This window comes from Fictibacillus iocasae (genome assembly GCF_042665465.1).
GTDB lineage: Bacteria > Bacillota > Bacilli > Bacillales > Fictibacillaceae > Fictibacillus > Fictibacillus iocasae.
Genome location: NZ_JBHTCP010000004.1, coordinates 19,948 through 36,830, shown reverse-complemented (window position 1 = coordinate 36,830; position 16,883 = coordinate 19,948). Strand labels below are relative to the sequence as shown.

Here is a 16,883-nt window from a genome sequence, read left to right as displayed (position 1 = left end):
CGAAAAGCGGAGGTGGCTCGTTCAGCCCCGACCAGCAGAAGGTGAAGGGGCAAGGAAGGCGCTCTTTGCCTTCCTGGACCATTCATCCTTCTGACTCGAGGGGCTAGCCACCGCAGCTGGACAAGTAAGCCCCAACGCTCTCCAAGCGCCTTTGAAAGGTCTCACCTTCTCACTCCCAAACAATATTACACAATCAGACTTTTCAAAATCAACAATCTCTACGAAAAGATCCTAAAAGAAAGATGCTGATAGTTCAGCATCTTTCACATGATTAACGGCTGACGTTTTGAGTTTTCAGGTAAACAGCAAGCAATGAAAGGATCTCTTTATTCTCTTCGCTGCTGCCGACGGTGATCCGTATGAATCCCGGAAACCCTAACGCAGATCCTGAGCGGACGATGTACCCATGTCTCAAAAGGTGCATAAACACTTCATCCGAATCTCCATTTATGTTGATCAAAATGAAATTTGTTTCAGAAGGATAGTAAAACAAGCTATGCTCCTCACAAAAATCATAGTATTGCTTTAATCCTTCGTTGTTCTTTTTCCGGCAATCGGCGATGAAGTCTTGATCGTCGATCGCGGCTAGCGCAGCTGCCTGCGCGATGCGCGAGGTGTTAAACGGCTCACGTGCCGGCTCGATCGCTTGAATGACACTAGCGTTCGCAAGCCCGTAGCCGATGCGCAGCGAAGCGAGTCCATATGCTTTTGAGAACGTTCTTAGAATGATCAAATTTTCGTATTCATTCAAAAAAGGAACGGTGTCTGGATAATCTTCAGCACCCACATATTCAAAATACGCTTCATCACTGACGACAAGCACATCACGCGGCACTTTTTTCATGAATGCGTCAAAGTCATCTTTTGTGATGTATGTTCCTGTCGGGTTGTTCGGGTTGCAGAGCCACACTATTTTCGTGCTTTCATCGATCGCTCCAAGCATAGATTCTAAATCATGGTCTCCATCAACTAACGAGATCTCTCTGATTTCCGCTCCTTCGATTACCGCGTTATGACGGTATTGAGGAAAAGTAGGTGCAGGCATGACCGTGCTCGTTCCTGCACTAAGGTATGCGCGGCATAAAATCTGGACGATCTCGTCTGACCCATTGCCAAAGATGATCTCGTCTTGTCCAACACCGATATAATCGGCTACTTTTTCTCGAATACCTGCAGCATAGCCGTCCGGATATAGGTGGAGGCTGTTCAGTTCGTCTTCAATCGCTTTCTTGGCAAGAGGTGAGCAGCCGTATGGATTTTCATTTGATGCGAGCTTCACGATTTTTGAAAGCCCGAACTCTTTTTTTACTTCTTCAATCGGTTTTCCCGGCTGATACGGCTTTAATGACGTCAACTGTGTTTTCGGCTGCATGATTACTCTCCTTTTTTAGCTCGGGAGGAACAAGTCTGCTTAAAAATCGCTTCAATTCGTTCGCAGCGCCTTTTGCTTCGTTTTTATCTTGCAATCGGTGGCATAGTGACTCTATTTTTTCTACAATCGCACTGCCGACGATAAATCCGTCTGATATCGGTTCGAACGCCATCGCCTGCTCGCTGTCTGATATGCCAAATCCGACAAGTACAGGTACGTCAGAATGCCGTTTTGCGTTTTCTAAAAACGGCTGAATGTTTTTAGCGAAGGCAGCTCTTTTTCCGGTCACACCCATCGATGAAATACAATATAAAAACCCTTCTGCACTATGGGCGATCTGCTTTAATCGCTCTTCGCCCGTTGTAGGAGCCACAAGCGAAATGAGCGCCATGTTCCTCTTTCGGCATTCTTCTTTTAAATCTCCGCTTTCTTCAAATGGAAGATCAGGCACTAAAACGCCGTCTACTTCATTTTCTTCTGCAAGCTTAAAGAATTGGTTCTCTCCTAATTGTAACAAAACGTTGTAATAAGTAAAGATAATGACCGGAACCGTAATCCCTCGTCTTCGCATCTCTCCAGCAAGTTTTAGCACATCCGTTAACGTCACGTTGTTTTCTAAGCACCGTTTAGCCGCTCTTTGGATGACAGGTCCGTCGGCTAGCGGATCGGAGTAAGGCACCCCGAGTTCGATCGCATCAGCGCCGCTTTCCTGAAGAGCGAGCGCGACTTCAACTGAAGCTTCAAAACTAGGGTCACAGCCCATCATATACGGAACGAATCGAAATCCGTCTTTTGCTTGAAAGTGATCAAAGCGCGCGTTAGTCATGAATATCCTCCTTCTTCTTTGAAATGAGCGTGTGTACATCTTTATCTCCTCTTCCGGAAAGACAAACAACGAGTATCTCATCTTCTGTATAGCTTTTTGCAGCCTTAAGTGCATAAGCGATCGCATGTGCGCTCTCGATTGCGCATAGAATGCCTTCTTCTTTGCACAGTGTCTCAAGAGCATTGAGCGCTTCATCATCCGTCACACTTTCATACCGAACACGTCCTGTTTCGTGAAGGTACGCGTGTTCAGGCCCGACTCCTGGATAATCCAGACCAGCTGAAACAGAGTATGGCTCGATAATCTGACCATCATTCGTCTGCAGCAGCTTCGTCATCGATCCGTGAATAACACCGAGCGACCCTTTTTCCATCGTCGCCGCATGCTTGCCGGTAGAAGTGCCTAATCCGCCTGCTTCTACTCCAACGAGCGGGATGCTGCGTTCCAAAAAAGGAGCAAACATTCCGATCGCGTTGCTGCCGCCTCCAACACAGGCAATAACACATGATGGCTCAACGCCGGCGATCTCGTTCAACTGACGGTCTGTTTCTTCACCGATCACCTTTTGAAAATATTTAACGATCTCTGGATAAGGATGCGGACCTACCGCTGAACCGATCATATAAAACGTATCTTCAACCGTTCTGACCCATTCTCTGATCGCTTCGTTCGTCGCATCCTTCAACGTGCGGCTCCCGCTTGTAACGGGAATTACTTCAGCTCCTAAAAGCTCCATCCTAAACACGTTGAGGGCCTGACGTCTAATATCTTCTTCTCCCATGAACACCCGGCACTCAAGTCCGTATCTAGCTGCTGCTGTAGCCGCTGCCACTCCATGCTGTCCTGCACCTGTCTCAGCGATGATCTTTTTCTTACCCATCTTGACAGCGAGGAGCGCCTGTCCGATTGCATTGTTGATCTTATGGGCACCTGTATGGTTTAAATCTTCTCTTTTTAAATAAATGTGTGCACCGCCGGCAAATTTTGTGAGTCCAGGAGCATACGTGAGCGGAGTAGGACGTCCTGAATAGCTATTCAGTTCATGTTGATACGACTCCAAAAATACAGGATCCAATACCGCTTCTTTAAATCCTAGCTCAAGTTCATCAAGAGCTGCCATCACTGTCTCCGGAACATACTTCCCGCCATAACGGCCATATCTTCCACGGTTATCTGGCACGTTCACACTTTTCATATTCACGTATCACCCTTTCGAGCAGCTGTATTCTGCTTCTGCATTTTTTCTCTTCGTCTTCGATCCCGCTGCTTACGTCTATGCCGTCCGGACTGTAAGAAAGCAGGCTTGCAGCATTGCCGGCACTTATTCCGCCTGCCACAAGGAGCGGCACCTTCTGCCTGTTCGCTTCTTTCACAGCTTCTGGCACCACGCTCCAATCAAACGCAATGCCCGTTCCGCCAAACGCCGAATCTTTCACACTGTCCACTATATAGCCGTCCGCTGATCCTTCATACTTCTTCATTGACATAACAAGGTCACGGTTTCCCTTTAGCGCTTTAAAGATAATAAGACCGGATTGTTTTTTCAATTGAAGCAGCTGGTGCGGCTCCTCGCTGCCATGGCACTGAATGATGTTCATCCCGCTCATCCTCGCTGCATTCACAACTTCAGTTATAGGCTGATCTTGAAATACTCCAGCTTTTTTCATTCTTTCAGGAAGTACCGCACTCCATCTTTTTACTTGCTGCGGGGTCACCTTTCGTTTGGATTCTGCAAAAACGAATCCGATCACGTCCGCTGAAGATTCTGCAATCACTTCACAATCTTCTAAACTTCTTGCTCCGCAATATTTCAGTGTCAATTTCTTGCTAATATCTGCCATACAATCTCCTTACCGCCTCACATACATCTGGACTGCGCATGAGTGTTTCACCGACCAGCATCGCGTCTATGCCTGCAGACTGCAGCTTTTGCACGTCTTCAAACGACCTGATCCCGCTCTCACTTACAATAATAGAATCTGGCGGGATCAAAGGACGAAGCTCGAACGTTGTGTTCAGATCTGTATGAAATGTGTTCAGATTACGGTTATTTATGCCGATCAGTGTTGGTGATAGTTCAGCAGTGATCGTTTTCAGTTCTTGCGCAGAATGCACCTCAACAAGGACATCCAGTCCTGCTCGTTCCGCTCTTTCATGCAGGCAGCGGAGACGGCTGGCTGGCATCGCAGCGGCGATAAGCAATATTGCATCAGCTCCGTAATGCAGACTTTCCTCGATCTGTGCTTCGTCTATAATAAAATCTTTCCTTAAAAGCGGAATACTCGTAAACTTTCTTATTTCTTTCAAGTAGTTCAGCGACCCTTGAAAGAATTGCTCATCTGTCAAAACAGACAAACAGGCGGCACCGCTTTTTTCATAGTCTTTGGCGATCTGAACAGGATCAAAATTTTGCCGGATGATGCCTTTAGATGGCGACGCTTTTTTCACTTCAGCGATCAGCGCCGGACTGCTGCTGTTATTTCGCAATGCTGCTGCAAACCCACGTCTCTTCGTCTCATTTGTTGCGTGGCGGTCTTTTCTTTTTAACGCCTCTATTTCATCGTTCTTTCTTTTCAAAATTTCAGTTAGCAGCATGTACTGGCCCTCCTTCGGCCGATAGCTGTCTAAAAAACTCATACGCATGCCCGCTTTTTATGACCTGCTCAGCCAACGCCGCACCATCGCCGATTGTTGCTGCTTTATTCGCACAAAAAAGTGCGGTTCCAGCGTTAAGCGCGACGATATCCTGCGCGGCTTGAGGTGCCTTTCCTTGAAGCACCTGAAGAATTAAGGCGGCGCTTTCTCTGCTAGACTGTACTTGAATACTCGTAAAAGCATCCGCTGTCTTTAATCCAGCTGTTTCTGGCGTAAAAACATTTTCTGTAATCTTTCCTTCGTTGACCAAGTACAACTTAGTCGGAGCGGTGATCGACACCTCATCCATCCCATCTGTACCAAAGACAACGACCGCCCGCTTCGCACCGCGCAGTTTTAACGCATCTGCTAACGTTTCTGCATTTTTTTCAGATGATGCACCGATCAGCTGAAAATCAGGATCAGCCGGATTTGACAAAGGTCCGATCAAGTTGAATACGGTTCGAAACGGAAGTTTTTTTCTTACAGATGCAAATTTCTTTAAAGCTGGATGAAAAGAAGGAGCATGCAGGAACGTGACGTTCCGAGATTCTAGTTCAGCAAGTGCCTGTTCTGCCGTAACAGCAGGCTCTACACCAAGTTCTGACAGTACATCCATGCTTCCGCTTTTAGAGGTGACCGCGCCGTTTCCGTGTTTCGCTACAGGCTGACCTAACGCCGCGATCACGAATGCAGAAGCGGTGGAAATGTTGAACGTTCCTTTCAAATCTCCGCCAGTCCCGCACGTATCGATGACACCTATGACACTATGAGAAACATCATGTCTGTTTTCTTTTATAGCAGCGGCGAACCCTGCGAGTTCCTCAGGCGTTTCTCCGCGTAAACTTAAGGCGGAAAGCAGAGCGGCCGTTTCTGCTTCATTAACAGGCTGAGAAATCAAGTCTTTCATCAGCAAATACGCTTCCTGCTGGTTCAGCTTTTCTTTGTTGGCAATTTTCTTTACATACATGGAAATCATAATAGTAAGCCCCCCTTTGAATAAAATCGTCCTGCATCAAACATAACGAGAAGGCGATTCTTTCAAGGCGGGATATAAAGTTTTATTTTCATGGGGCACCTCCGTTTTATTGGAGGAGAACGGGGAGTTACAAGAGACTATGCGCCTCAAACATGAAAAAGCCGTACGGAAATAAACCGTACGGCATTATGTATGATGACTGCCTCGGCTCGGCTCCACTAACATTCTCAACTCAATCTCAACTAAACTCTGACTGTTATTCTTTACTGTTGCTCTCGTTAGGAAAAGCGCTTCCGCTTTTCTTATCTAGCAGAATATACGAAAAACTAGTTGGTGTCAAACGTTTTTCGTGTACTATCATAATTTTCTGTAAAAGAAGGGCTCCGCTCCAGCCAGCCCGTATTTTCCAGGAGAAAAGATTTGCTCTGTACTTCCGACAAATAAGATTCCATCTTTTTTTAAAGCAGCCGCAAATTTCTTGTACAGTACATCTTTCGCCTCTTCGGTGAAATAAATCATCACGTTGCGGCAAACGATCAAATCAAAGCCTGAGGCAAAATCATCAGCGAGCAAGTTCTGTCTTTTGAACGATAGGTGCTTTTTCAAGCTGTCCTTCACTTTTAGCCCGAAATCCACTTTTTCCATAAACTGGTCCACCACTTCTTTCGGTGCCTCACTGACCGCCTTTTCAAAATAAAATCCCTTTTCAGCTGTTTTAAGGACCTGCTGATCAAGGTCCGTCGCCAGAATCGTGTAAGGAGTTTTTTTCTGCTGTTCAAGAATCATTGCCAAAGTGTACGGCTCCTCACCTGTTGAACAAGCGGCGCTCCATACGTTCAATTTATTTGTACTCTTTATGAGTCCGGGCAATATTTTATTCTCTAGATCGGCCCATCTTGCACGGTTACGATAAAATTCTGAAACATTGATCGTCATCCGGTCTAGAAACTCTTCGAGCAGCACGGTATCCTTTTGAATTTCTTCTCCGTATTGCGCGAACGTGGAACAGTTTCTTTTATCCTTTAAAGAAAGAAGCCGTCTTTTCATTTGAGCCTCTTTATAAAGCGACAGATCGATCCCTGTTAATGATTTTATTTTTTTAATAAACCCTTCGTAGTCTTGATCTAGCACGTTTCATCCACCTTACTGTTCTTTTTTTCTTTATCGTCATCACCGGAAAAAATTGAAGAGATAAAGAAAACTTCCCTAACAATCTCCATATCTTAATCAGTTCCTGCACTACGTTTAGTTGAAAAAGAAAAAACGGCCAGCTCGGCCGTTTTTAAACGCTTACATTTCCAATCAAGTTAAATCCAGGCTGCAACAGACTTGTCATACGCTACAAGCTCTTCTTCTTTGAAGAACAAGCCGATTTCTCGGACAGCGCTTTCAGGAGAATCCGAGCCATGGATGATATTGTTGCTGACTTGAACAGCATAGTCACCGCGGATCGTTCCAGGAGCTGCTTCTGCAGGATTTGTTTTTCCCATCATAAAGCGTGCTGTCGCAATGACGTCCTTGCCTTCCCAAACCATTGCAAACACAGGGCCAGATGTAATAAATTCAACAAGCTCGCCGAAAAAAGGGCGTTCTTTATGCTCGCCATAATGCTCTTTTGCCAATTCTTCAGAAATGTTCATCAGCTTAGCACCTGCAAGCTTGAAGCCCTTTTTCTCAAAACGTGCCGTAATCTCGCCGATAAGACCGCGCTGTACGCCGTCGGGCTTAACCATCAAAAATGTTCTTTCCATGATTTTCTCTCCTTTAGGATCTATGTATGGGATGTCCCGAGAAAATCGTATCAAACATTTTGAAAATTAGCAATGTCTTTAAAATTTTCGGCGGCCGATATAGCCAGCGATTTTTAACAGGCTGCTGCGCGCAGCATGCTCTGGCAGTCCATTGGCCGCCGATACAGCTTTTTGCAGGTAGGCAGCCGCCACCCTAGAAGCGTGCTCTATTCCTCCGCTGTTCTTCACCTCAGAAAGAATCAGCGCAAGGTCCCCGCTGCCTCGGTAATATTCTTCGATTCTCTTCTTTAGCCCTGGCACGGCACCCATTGCATAAAGGGCAGGGAGCGTAAGGTTTCCTTGCTGTAAGTCTCCGCCTGCCGGCTTCCCAAGCTCTTTTTCAGAAGAGGTGAAATCAAGAATGTCATCGGTCAGCTGAAAGGCCATACCTGCATTGTAGCCGAACTGATACAGTTTTCGCTGAATGGGAACAGGTGCGCCAGAAGCGATGGCACCCAGCTGGCAGCTCAGGGCGATCAATAGTGCAGTTTTCCGCTTAATCCTGCGAAAATAGTGGCGCACATTTTGGTTCGTATCAAACTGTTCTTTAATCTGCTGTATTTCGCCAAGGCACATTTCCTTAATGCCATGTGCCAAAAGCTGGTGGGCGGCAGGTTCTTTTACCTCCGTCATCAGCTGAAGCGCCCGGGCAAAAATAAAGTCACCCACATACATGGCGACCTTATCATCATATTGAGATTTGATCGTCTTCTTTCCTCTTCTCATATCCGCATCGTCGACAACATCATCATGAACCAGAGTGGCCATATGAATGAGTTCAAGCGCTGCTGCTGCTTTCTTCACCTTTTGCGCATCATAGCGGCCGTATTGTGCAGCGAGCAGAACGAATACCGGCCGGATCCTCTTTCCTCCCGCTCGTAAAAGGTTTGAGCCGGATTGCTGGAGCAAGGGGTGCGTTGAGTGCACAGATCGCTCTAGTTCGCTTTCGATTCCGTTCAAATCGTTTTTTACAAATGTATACATATCTTTAAGTTTCATACTCTACCGCCTTATCGCCCGACACTCATGCAGCCGTCGAAATAGGTAATAACAGGCTGTTTAGACAGCAGCCCGCATTCATACGCGTATTGATAATAAAGCTGGAGTCCCTTTTCATGTTCTCCATTAAAATAATAATCTAACCCGGAAAAATAAGAATGCCAGCTTTTTTCATCTCCTCCAAGTGATGGATGAAGTGTTCTTACAAGCGGCCTGAACTGCTCCCGTACACATCTGTCACGGCTTTCTTGCATTTGCGTCTTGATCTTTTCTAGCAGCCTGCCGCTTTTTTCTGCTGCACTGCGGCGCACAGCCATAACAGCGAACGTCATCGGGCAGCCTGTAAACGTCTTCCACTGTTCTCCAAGATCATAGACAAATAACCCGCTGCTCACCCTTTTGGCTGCAAGGGCATCATCCCCTATTAAAAGGCAGGCATCATGGCTGGCAAGCATCGCTTGCAAGTCAGGATGAACAACGGAGTAGTTCGCTTCCTGACGATAAAATTTTGATAAAATCACTTTTAATAACGCGGCTGAGGAAGCAGAACTCGAAGTGAGCGCAATCGTTTTGCCTCCAAGCCTGCTGGCAGGAACTTTGGAAAAAAGAAATATAGAGCCGACCGCACCGAACGATGAAACAGACAGATCAGGAAAAAGGCAATAGTCTGAGCTGTTCTCGCCAAAAGAAAAGGAGGAAATTCCCCCTACATCCACTGCACCTTCCTTCATCAAGGAATTGATGAAGGAAGGAACACCGCTGATGAATCTCACGCCTTCTTTCTTCCATGCCTCTTTATTCAAATAATAATAGAGGGGCATTATGTTTGTATAGCTGATTTCGCCGACCGTGATCACTGATCTCCCCACCTTGTAAACAATTCATGGTGCACGCCAAGCTGATCGAGCACCTTGCCAACCAGGAAATTAATCAGATCATCCATCGTTTTAGGAAGCTGATAGAAAGCAGGCATGGCCGGCACGATTTTCCCTCCAGCCTCTGTCACCTTCAGCATGTTCTCTAAATGAATGCGGTTGAGCGGCGTCTCTCTTGGCACAATGACCAGCTTGCGCCCTTCCTTCAGCATAACATCCGCTGTCCGCTCTAGCAGGTTCCCGCTCGCTCCATGCGCGATGCCCGAGAGCGTTCCCATCGAGCACGGGATGATGACCATGCCATCGTTCTGATACGACCCACTTGCGACAGGAGCATTGAAATCGCGCAATGTATGATAATGCAGCAGCCCTTTAGCTGATCGGAAATGCTCTTCTATGCGCGCTTCTCTGTCACTTGTGTCCCATCCGAGTTCCTCTCTGAAAACTTGCCAGCCGGCTTCTGTCACCATAAGATGCACTTTATGCCCAGAAGATAGCAGCTCCTGAACGAGACGGACGCCATAAACAGCTCCGCTTGCTCCTGTAATGCCTACTGTGAATATTTTCATAGATACATATCTCCCAGCGAAAAAATAAACATGACCATGCTCAAAATCCCGTTCATCGTAAAAAAGGCGACATTCAGCTTAGATAGATCATCAGGCTTGACCAAAGAATGCTCATAGATCATGATACAGCCTGAAATGATGACACCTGTATAATAGATCCACCCGAATGAACCCGCGGCTCCAAGAGCTATAAAAAAGAAAAAGCTTATGATGTGCATAAAACGGGCAGCCAGAAGGGCCCGGCGCACTCCAAACCGCGATGGTATAGAATACAGACCATTCTCACGGTCATAATCAGCATCCTGTGTCGCATAAATCACATCAAATCCGGCAATCCAGAAAAGCACGCTGAAGAAGAGAAGAAAAGCTTCTGAACTAAGCTCGCCAGTAGCTCCGACCCATCCGCCCAGCGGCGCAATCGCAATCGTCACGCCAAGGATTACGTGGCATAAATAAGTAAAGCGCTTTGTATACGAATAGATGACCAAGAAGAAAACAGCTACGGGAAGGAGATAAACCGACAGCTCGTTCAGCTGATAGGCACTAAAAAAAAGCAGCAGCAGCGAACCTGCTGTAAAGATTCCTGATTCCAGCCTGCTGATGAGGCCAGCCGGGATAGCCCTCGTTTCTGTTCTCGGATTTCTCCGGTCAATCTCTGAATCTATTAATCGGTTTAAGGTCATTGCCGCACTTCTTGCACCGACCATGGCAAGCGTAATCCACACCCATTCCATCAACGACGGGAAGGTACCCTCGATCGCGAGGTTTCCCATTAACGCTCCTAAAAAAGCAAAAGGCAGGGCAAAAACCGTATGTTCAAACTTAATCATTTCTAAAATTACAGCCAGTTTCTTCAGCACGTTGATTCTCTCTTTCTATGAAGGTTTTCTCCCATAATGCATCGCGGCAGCTCCGAGCGAAAAAGGCTTGACGATAACCTGGTCCAACCCCGCCACGATAAACAGCTGCTTAAGCTCTTGCTTTGATAAAAAAGCTTCCGTCGATTCCTGGAGCCAGGCATATTCATTGTAGCTTTTCGCGAACAGCTTGCCGAAAAGCGGCATTATGTTCGTAAAATAAAAAGCGAACAAATGACGAAAGACAGGTACAGACGGCTGTGATGTTTCAAGACAAACCACTTTGCCCCCAGGCTTGACTACCCGTTCCATCTCTCGCAGCACTTGAAGGTAATCTGGCACGTTGCGCAAGCCGAATCCAATCGTTGCCACATCAAAAGTATTGTCCTCAAACGGCAGCTCCATCGCATTTCCGTGCAACAGCTCAATTCTGTCTTGAAGCCCTTTTGCTTCTACCTTCTTTTGGCCAGCGCTCAGCATGTTCTTGCTGAAATCCAGCCCCGTGACGCGGCCTTCGGGACCTGAAGCCTCGCTTAGGGCGATCGTCCAGTCAGCTGTTCCGCAGCATAAGTCCAGACACCGGTCCCCAGACTTCACGTCTACAATAGCCATCGTCTGGCCGCGCCAGCGGACATGCTGACGGAAGCTGATCACATCATTCATGAAGTCATACTGCGATGAAATTTTCTCAAAAACCGAATGCACGCGTTCTTCCTTTGATACCATGCTTCAGCCCTCCCCTGTCATACTGCTTCCGTCATATTCCAAATCAAGCTCCCGGTTGTCTCTTGAGAACATAGAAGGCATCATGCAATCTTCTTTTCTCATCCGATCGTATGCCTCATTGACTGCCGACCTGACATTTTCAGAACCAGCGAGCAGCTCTAATTGGCTTCTGTCATTTTTGGACACCGCCAAAAATAAATAGTCCTCAAGAAAAGAAACGAACTGTTCTTTTCCAAATCTCCCGGCTGTTTCTGTAACAAGCAGGCTTTCCTTTTTCCTAACTGCTTCTATGTAATCATACGGGTCAGAAACATCCTTCAAGTGAAGGCTCATTTTCGTTTCGTTAATGTGCTGTATCGCTCGCGAAAGCATCTTGATCAATTCAATATCTTCACATTGTGACAAGATGAGATAATACATGCTGCTGTAATAATCTCCTGCAAGAACAGAAAGCTGCCTTCCTTTTCTCGCATCTTCTCGTTTATCGCCTACACTGTCATGCATATCAAGCGCTGCCTGAATCAGCATGACAGCCGTAAAATACTCCTCCGCCATTTCTGGTAATAGGTCTGCATCGAGGAGCACGCTGTATACCGCCCTGGCTTTGGCTGCGTCCACTTTAGGAGGTGTCACATACAGGCTCGTATACTCGTGCGTCATTTTGTGCTCCACAAGATTTATTAAACGTTTTAATTCTTGGCTCGTATTCATTGAAGGTGCCCCCATAACGGCTAAAATTACCTGTTTATTATACCATAGTTGCCAAAAGAGCTCGCTGTCATTCCATCACATTTACTTTGAGAGGGCGGTATGGAAGAAGCCATGTCATACAGGCATTGCCTGCTTCAATCCATTACACGTTTGAAAAAGAGTGGGATGAAAAAATCATCTGTTCAGAAAAACGACTTCTAAAAGCTTTCGCTTACCACTCTCTATAGAAAAATTGGCTGACGTTATGCCAATTATGTCAGCCTAAGCTGCACGTATACTATGGACGTTAACGTTTTGCCGCGTCGTGTAAACTCATGCAAAAAGTGATGTGCGAAAAAAGAAAACCTGGCCTAAGCCAAGCTTTCTTTAGCTTTCTGTATCCACTTCTCCATGTTTTGTGTAGATAACGGCTTTGCCTCTTACTTTAACTGCTGATGTATGCTCGGTAAACTGAGCGATCATCACTTCACCTTTGTCCAGCTTTTCTGAATGGTGAAAGCGTGTCTCTGTTCCGCGCGTTAACCCGATTACGTTAACGCCGTTTTCCTTTGCTTTTATAACAAAAAAATCAAGCTCTGATTTCATCTGGCAACGCTCCCTTAGCTTTTAATAAAACTGAGCACTTCTGCACGTGCTGCAGCATCGTTCGCGAACACTCCCCTTACGGCGGATGTGACGGTTTTTGACCCTGGCTTTTTCACTCCGCGCATCGTCATGCACATGTGCTCCGCTTCCACGACTACGATGACGCCATGAGGTTCCAGCGTCTCTACAAGGCTGTCAGCAACCGTTGACGTGATGCGTTCTTGAAGCTGAGGGCGCTTTGTCACCGCTTCCACGGCACGCGCCAGCTTGGAGAGCCCTGTTACTTTTCCGCCTCTTGGAATGTAACCGATATGCGCCACGCCGAAAAACGGCACTAGATGATGCTCGCACATCGAATAGAACGGAATGTCTTTTACTAGAACCAATTCTTCATGATCTTCACCGAATACGGTGGCAAAATGTTCTTTCGGGTCTTGGTTTAGGCCTTGAAAGACTTCTTCATACATGCGTGCGACGCGCTTTGGTGTATCAAGAAGCCCTTCACGATCCGGATCTTCGCCGACTGCTTCTAAAATCATGCGGATGGCGGTCTCTATCTTTTCACGGTCAAATTCAATCACTGCGTTTTCCTCCACTCATTACTGTTATTCCTCAAGAAATTTTAGCATATGTCTTCTAACTTAGCAAAAAGCCTGGCACTCGAGCACACGTGCCTCTTTGCTCAGTCTCTTATATGATAAAAAGGACCGATCATGATCGGTCCTTCGCTGCCCTATGTATTCTATTACTTTACAGCATCCTTAAGGGCTTTTCCTGGTTTGAAAGCAGGTACCTTGCTCGCTGCGATTTCGATTTCCTTGCCCGTTTGCGGGTTGCGTCCTTTACGTGCAGCACGCTCGCGCACTTCGAAGTTTCCGAATCCGATAAGCTGAACTTTGTCTCCGCTTTTCAAGCTTTCCGCGATTGCTTCAAAAACAGCATCAACTGCTTTTGTAGCGTCCTTCTTAGATAGCTCAGATTGCTCAGCCACTGTATTGATAAGATCTGTCTTGTTCATTCCATTCACCTCCTCTCAAAAGCAGGAATGCTGTTTTTTATCAAGCTATGTTAACGTTTAATGGATTGTATCATTTTATACAAGATTTGCTAACAATCTGCAACAAGCCTTATATTAAACGAAAAGAAACGGAAATTCAATCCTTTTTCCGCTATTTTTCGCATAATAGAGCGAAACACAAAGGAACAGAACAAAAAAAAGACCCCAGAAAGGAGTCCCCTGATTATAGAATAATGGCAATCAATCCGCCTGAACCTTCGTTTATGATTCTTTCCAGCGTTTCTTTTAATTTGTATCGTGCGTTCTCAGGCATAAGTGCAATTTTTCCTTGTATGCCCTCTCGGACGATAGAATTGAGTGAGCGGCCAAAGATGTCTGAGTTCCAGATTGACAGCGGATCTTCTTCAAAGTCCTGCATCAAATAGCGCAGCATCTCTTCACTTTGTTTCTCCGTTCCGATAATCGGAGCGAATTCTGACTCCACATCCACCTTGATCATATGGATGCTAGGAGCAATCGCTTTCAGGCGTACACCGAAACGTGATCCTTGGCGGATGATTTCCGGCTCATCGAGGCTCATGTCGGTAATGGCCGGAGCAGCGATTCCATAACCTGTCTGCTTTACCATGCGCAGCGCATCGGACACTTGGTCATATTCTGTTTTGGCGAATGCAAATTCCTGCATCAGCTGGAGCAAGTGATCTTTCCCTCTGATCTCTACACCTACCACTTCTTTTAGGATCTGATCGTACAGATCATCTGGCGCAAACAAATCGATCTCTGCTATCCCCTGGCCCATTTCAATCCCCGCAAGTCTTGCGTCATCTATAAATTCAAAGTTTTCAAAACATCCTACCACGCGGTCCACATCACGCAGCCTCTTAATGTCCTGAACGGTCTCCCTGACTGCTTCTTCATAGCTTTCGCGAAGCCAGTGGTCTTCTCTTAGCACCATCACCCAGCTTGGAAGATTCACGTTCACTTCAAGCACCGGAAATTCGTAAAGCGCCTCACGCAGAACATTGTGAATATCTTGCTCTGTCATCTGTTCTGCACTCAATGCAAGAACCGGGATGTCATACTTTTCGCAAAGTTCATTGCGAAGCTTCTGTGTATCCGGATGATGAGGATGCGTGGAGTTGATCACCATAATGAAAGGCTTCCCCACTTCTTTTAATTCTTCTACTACACGCTCTTCAGAGTCAACATAATCGTAGCGCGGAATCTCACCGATCGAGCCGTCTGTCGTCACGACGACACCTAGTGTAGAATGCTCCTGGATGACCTTCCTTGTTCCGATCTCAGCCGCCTCATGAAACGGTATCGGCTCATCATACCATGGTGTATGAATCATCCTCGGGCCGTTCTCGTCTTCATATCCTTTTGCACTTGGTACGGCATAGCCCACGCTGTCCACCAGACGGATGTTGACATCGAGCCCTTCACCAACATTTATGCATACAGCTGTGTTCGGTACGAATTTCGGTTCAGTCGTCATGATTGTGCGGCCTGCTGCACTTTGCGGCAGTTCATCTTGTGCACGGTGGCGCTCTGACTCACTCTGAATGTTCGGCAGCACCACCAGTTCCATGAACCGCTTGATAAAGGTAGATTTGCCTGTCCTTACTGCCCCAACCACCCCGAGATAAATATCTCCTCCGGTGCGTTCAGCAATATCTTTAAAAATATCAATTTTCTCCATGCATTTCCCTCCCGATCCAAATAAGTTCCGTTGCTGTCTGTGGACATTACATCTTATGATGTTGTCCACCCCAATATGTCAGAGAAGTAAGATTTTTTTGCGCCGCAGTGGTATTTTAAAGCAGGCTGCTGCAAGACCGGGGGCTGCACGAAAACGCATGCTGAAAGGCAACAGTATCCTGCTGGCCGCAAATATAAAAAAATCTCTCCTCCTTTCTATGAATGTATTAGAAAGAAGGAGAGAACATGACTATTGTTTTAACAAAAAGACAGGCTTTCCGTTTTCAGCCGTAAAGGAGACGGAATGTGCCGGAGAAAAGAAAGAATGGTCAGCTAATAGATAGCGTATATCCGTTTCTTTCTCGGCATCATCCGGATTGCTTTTCATGGCCGTTTTCAGATCTTCTCTGTAATCTACCAGTACGTTGGCCTGATTATCAAGTATCAGAGGAAGCTCCTTTCCTGTAAATGGACTAGTAACCGTAGGCTTCTTTTTCAGCCCGAGCTTTTTATGGTCAAAGGTATATCGGCCTGTCGCGAGCAGGTCCTTAAAGGGCGGGTACCTGTGTTCTCTCATATAGCTGTCAAGTGCCATCTGGACATCCTGCAGGTCATCCGTCATCACAAGATCCACTAACTTCACTGCAGGCTTCTCTTCCACTCGTATGAGCACATATTGAAACGTCCCGCCCTTTTCAAACGAGTTGCCCGGCACATCCTGCAAATACTTGGGCACAAGCTTGTTAAAATCTATCGGATATTTTTGAAACACATCGGTATTGGAGTCACGGTTCTTGATCGGAAGCACCATCGTATCTTTTTGATATTCTTCAACAGCTGTTTGTACCGCATCAATTTGGTCTTTATACGGAATGCGGTTCTCCGCTTTTCTGTCTTCTGGATAAAGGCATCCGCTCAAGAAAAACACGAGTACAAGCGGCAGCCATGATTTACATTTCTTCATTCTGTTCCCTCCTACCCTTTTACCGGTCCAGAGAACACGACAAGCACGATTAAAAAACCAGCGATAAGCATGCATCCGTAAGCAAACACACCCACCGCAATTTTCAGCGCGCCCTTTAGCTTTTCTCTGCTGAAATAAATAGAAAAAACAGCAAGAAACATCAGCCCGATCGCCGAAAGCGCGACCCACATTTTCAATAGCCCTTCACTCATATGTATCCTCCTTTACATTCCGCGTACATTATAGCATATAGGAGCCTTTCCAACATCTTCATTAT

20 protein-coding genes are annotated in these 16,883 nt (G+C 46.3%); all 20 read right to left on the bottom strand.

Translation table 11 applies throughout. The features are described 5' to 3' along the window. Nucleotides 1–271: 271 nt before the first annotated feature. Nucleotides 272–1,372 carry a histidinol-phosphate transaminase gene (gene hisC, locus ACFQPF_RS02395; RefSeq protein ID WP_379745981.1) on the bottom strand — a complete coding sequence of 367 codons (1,101 nt, stop codon included), beginning with the start codon at nt 1,370–1,372 and terminating at the stop codon, nt 272–274. Next, nucleotides 1,314–2,198 (bottom strand): tryptophan synthase subunit alpha, encoded by an 885-nt coding sequence (gene trpA, locus ACFQPF_RS02390; RefSeq protein ID WP_379745978.1) that lies wholly within the window; start codon nt 2,196–2,198, stop codon nt 1,314–1,316. The genes hisC and trpA overlap by 59 nt, the downstream gene beginning before the upstream one ends. Then, nucleotides 2,191–3,393, bottom strand: a complete 1,203-nt coding sequence (gene trpB, locus ACFQPF_RS02385) for a tryptophan synthase subunit beta (RefSeq protein WP_379745975.1) — start codon at nt 3,391–3,393, stop codon at nt 2,191–2,193. Before trpB ends, trpA begins: the two co-directional genes overlap by 8 nt. Then, nucleotides 3,368–4,039, bottom strand: a complete 672-nt coding sequence (locus ACFQPF_RS02380) for a phosphoribosylanthranilate isomerase (RefSeq protein ID WP_379745972.1) — start codon at nt 4,037–4,039, stop codon at nt 3,368–3,370. The genes trpB and ACFQPF_RS02380 overlap by 26 nt, the downstream gene beginning before the upstream one ends. Further along, nucleotides 4,026–4,793: an indole-3-glycerol phosphate synthase TrpC gene (gene trpC, locus ACFQPF_RS02375; RefSeq protein WP_379745968.1), complete on the bottom strand. Its 768-nt coding sequence runs from the start codon at nt 4,791–4,793 to the stop codon at nt 4,026–4,028. The genes ACFQPF_RS02380 and trpC overlap by 14 nt, the downstream gene beginning before the upstream one ends. Continuing rightward, nucleotides 4,780–5,811, bottom strand: a complete 1,032-nt coding sequence (trpD, locus tag ACFQPF_RS02370; protein WP_379745964.1) for an anthranilate phosphoribosyltransferase — start codon at nt 5,809–5,811, stop codon at nt 4,780–4,782. Before trpD ends, trpC begins: the two co-directional genes overlap by 14 nt. A gap of 357 nt (nt 5,812–6,168) precedes the next feature. Next, complete coding sequence (locus ACFQPF_RS02365) at nt 6,169–6,942, bottom strand: CheR family methyltransferase (protein WP_379745961.1); 774 nt, start codon at nt 6,940–6,942, stop codon at nt 6,169–6,171. Nucleotides 6,943–7,118: 176 nt separating this feature from the next. Beyond that, nucleotides 7,119–7,562: a nucleoside-diphosphate kinase gene (gene ndk / locus ACFQPF_RS02360; RefSeq protein WP_379745958.1), complete on the bottom strand. Its 444-nt coding sequence runs from the start codon at nt 7,560–7,562 to the stop codon at nt 7,119–7,121. Between the two features lie 78 nt (nt 7,563–7,640). Beyond that, nucleotides 7,641–8,600 carry a heptaprenyl diphosphate synthase component II gene (hepT, locus tag ACFQPF_RS02355; protein ID WP_379745955.1) on the bottom strand — a complete coding sequence of 320 codons (960 nt, stop codon included), beginning with the start codon at nt 8,598–8,600 and terminating at the stop codon, nt 7,641–7,643. Between the two features lie 11 nt (nt 8,601–8,611). Then, nucleotides 8,612–9,457: a menaquinone biosynthetic enzyme MqnA/MqnD family protein gene (locus ACFQPF_RS02350; RefSeq protein ID WP_379745953.1), complete on the bottom strand. Its 846-nt coding sequence runs from the start codon at nt 9,455–9,457 to the stop codon at nt 8,612–8,614. After that, the gene (locus ACFQPF_RS02345) at nt 9,454–10,044 is read right to left on the bottom strand and encodes a UbiX family flavin prenyltransferase (RefSeq protein ID WP_379745950.1); all 591 of its coding nucleotides are present in this window, start codon (nt 10,042–10,044) and stop codon (nt 9,454–9,456) included. The genes ACFQPF_RS02350 and ACFQPF_RS02345 overlap by 4 nt, the downstream gene beginning before the upstream one ends. Further along, nucleotides 10,041–10,904, bottom strand: coding sequence for a UbiA-like polyprenyltransferase (locus ACFQPF_RS02340; protein ID WP_379745947.1), 864 nt, complete (start codon nt 10,902–10,904; stop codon nt 10,041–10,043). The genes ACFQPF_RS02345 and ACFQPF_RS02340 overlap by 4 nt, the downstream gene beginning before the upstream one ends. Before the next feature lie 15 nt (nt 10,905–10,919). Further along, complete coding sequence (locus ACFQPF_RS02335; protein WP_379745944.1) at nt 10,920–11,627, bottom strand: demethylmenaquinone methyltransferase; 708 nt, start codon at nt 11,625–11,627, stop codon at nt 10,920–10,922. 3 nt (nt 11,628–11,630) lie between these two features. Then, the gene (locus tag ACFQPF_RS02330; RefSeq protein ID WP_379745940.1) at nt 11,631–12,338 is read right to left on the bottom strand and encodes a heptaprenyl diphosphate synthase component 1; all 708 of its coding nucleotides are present in this window, start codon (nt 12,336–12,338) and stop codon (nt 11,631–11,633) included. Between the two features lie 366 nt (nt 12,339–12,704). After that, on the bottom strand, nt 12,705–12,923 hold the full coding sequence (gene mtrB / locus ACFQPF_RS02325; protein ID WP_198767636.1) for a trp RNA-binding attenuation protein MtrB: 219 nt from the start codon (nt 12,921–12,923) through the stop codon (nt 12,705–12,707). Nucleotides 12,924–12,937: 14 nt separating this feature from the next. After that, nucleotides 12,938–13,504 carry a GTP cyclohydrolase I FolE gene (folE, locus tag ACFQPF_RS02320; protein ID WP_379745936.1) on the bottom strand — a complete coding sequence of 189 codons (567 nt, stop codon included), beginning with the start codon at nt 13,502–13,504 and terminating at the stop codon, nt 12,938–12,940. A gap of 164 nt (nt 13,505–13,668) precedes the next feature. Further along, on the bottom strand, nt 13,669–13,941 hold the full coding sequence (locus ACFQPF_RS02315) for an HU family DNA-binding protein (protein ID WP_094250478.1): 273 nt from the start codon (nt 13,939–13,941) through the stop codon (nt 13,669–13,671). A 223-nt stretch (nt 13,942–14,164) separates the two neighbouring features. Next, on the bottom strand, nt 14,165–15,643 hold the full coding sequence (gene spoIVA, locus ACFQPF_RS02310; RefSeq protein ID WP_379745933.1) for a stage IV sporulation protein A: 1,479 nt from the start codon (nt 15,641–15,643) through the stop codon (nt 14,165–14,167). Between the two features lie 249 nt (nt 15,644–15,892). Next, entirely contained in the window at nt 15,893–16,606 is a 714-nt protein-coding gene (locus ACFQPF_RS02305; RefSeq protein WP_379745930.1) for a hypothetical protein, read from the bottom strand. An 11-nt stretch (nt 16,607–16,617) separates the two neighbouring features. After that, nucleotides 16,618–16,818, bottom strand: a complete 201-nt coding sequence (locus tag ACFQPF_RS02300; protein ID WP_379745927.1) for a DUF2768 domain-containing protein — start codon at nt 16,816–16,818, stop codon at nt 16,618–16,620. Nucleotides 16,819–16,883 lie beyond the last annotated feature (65 nt).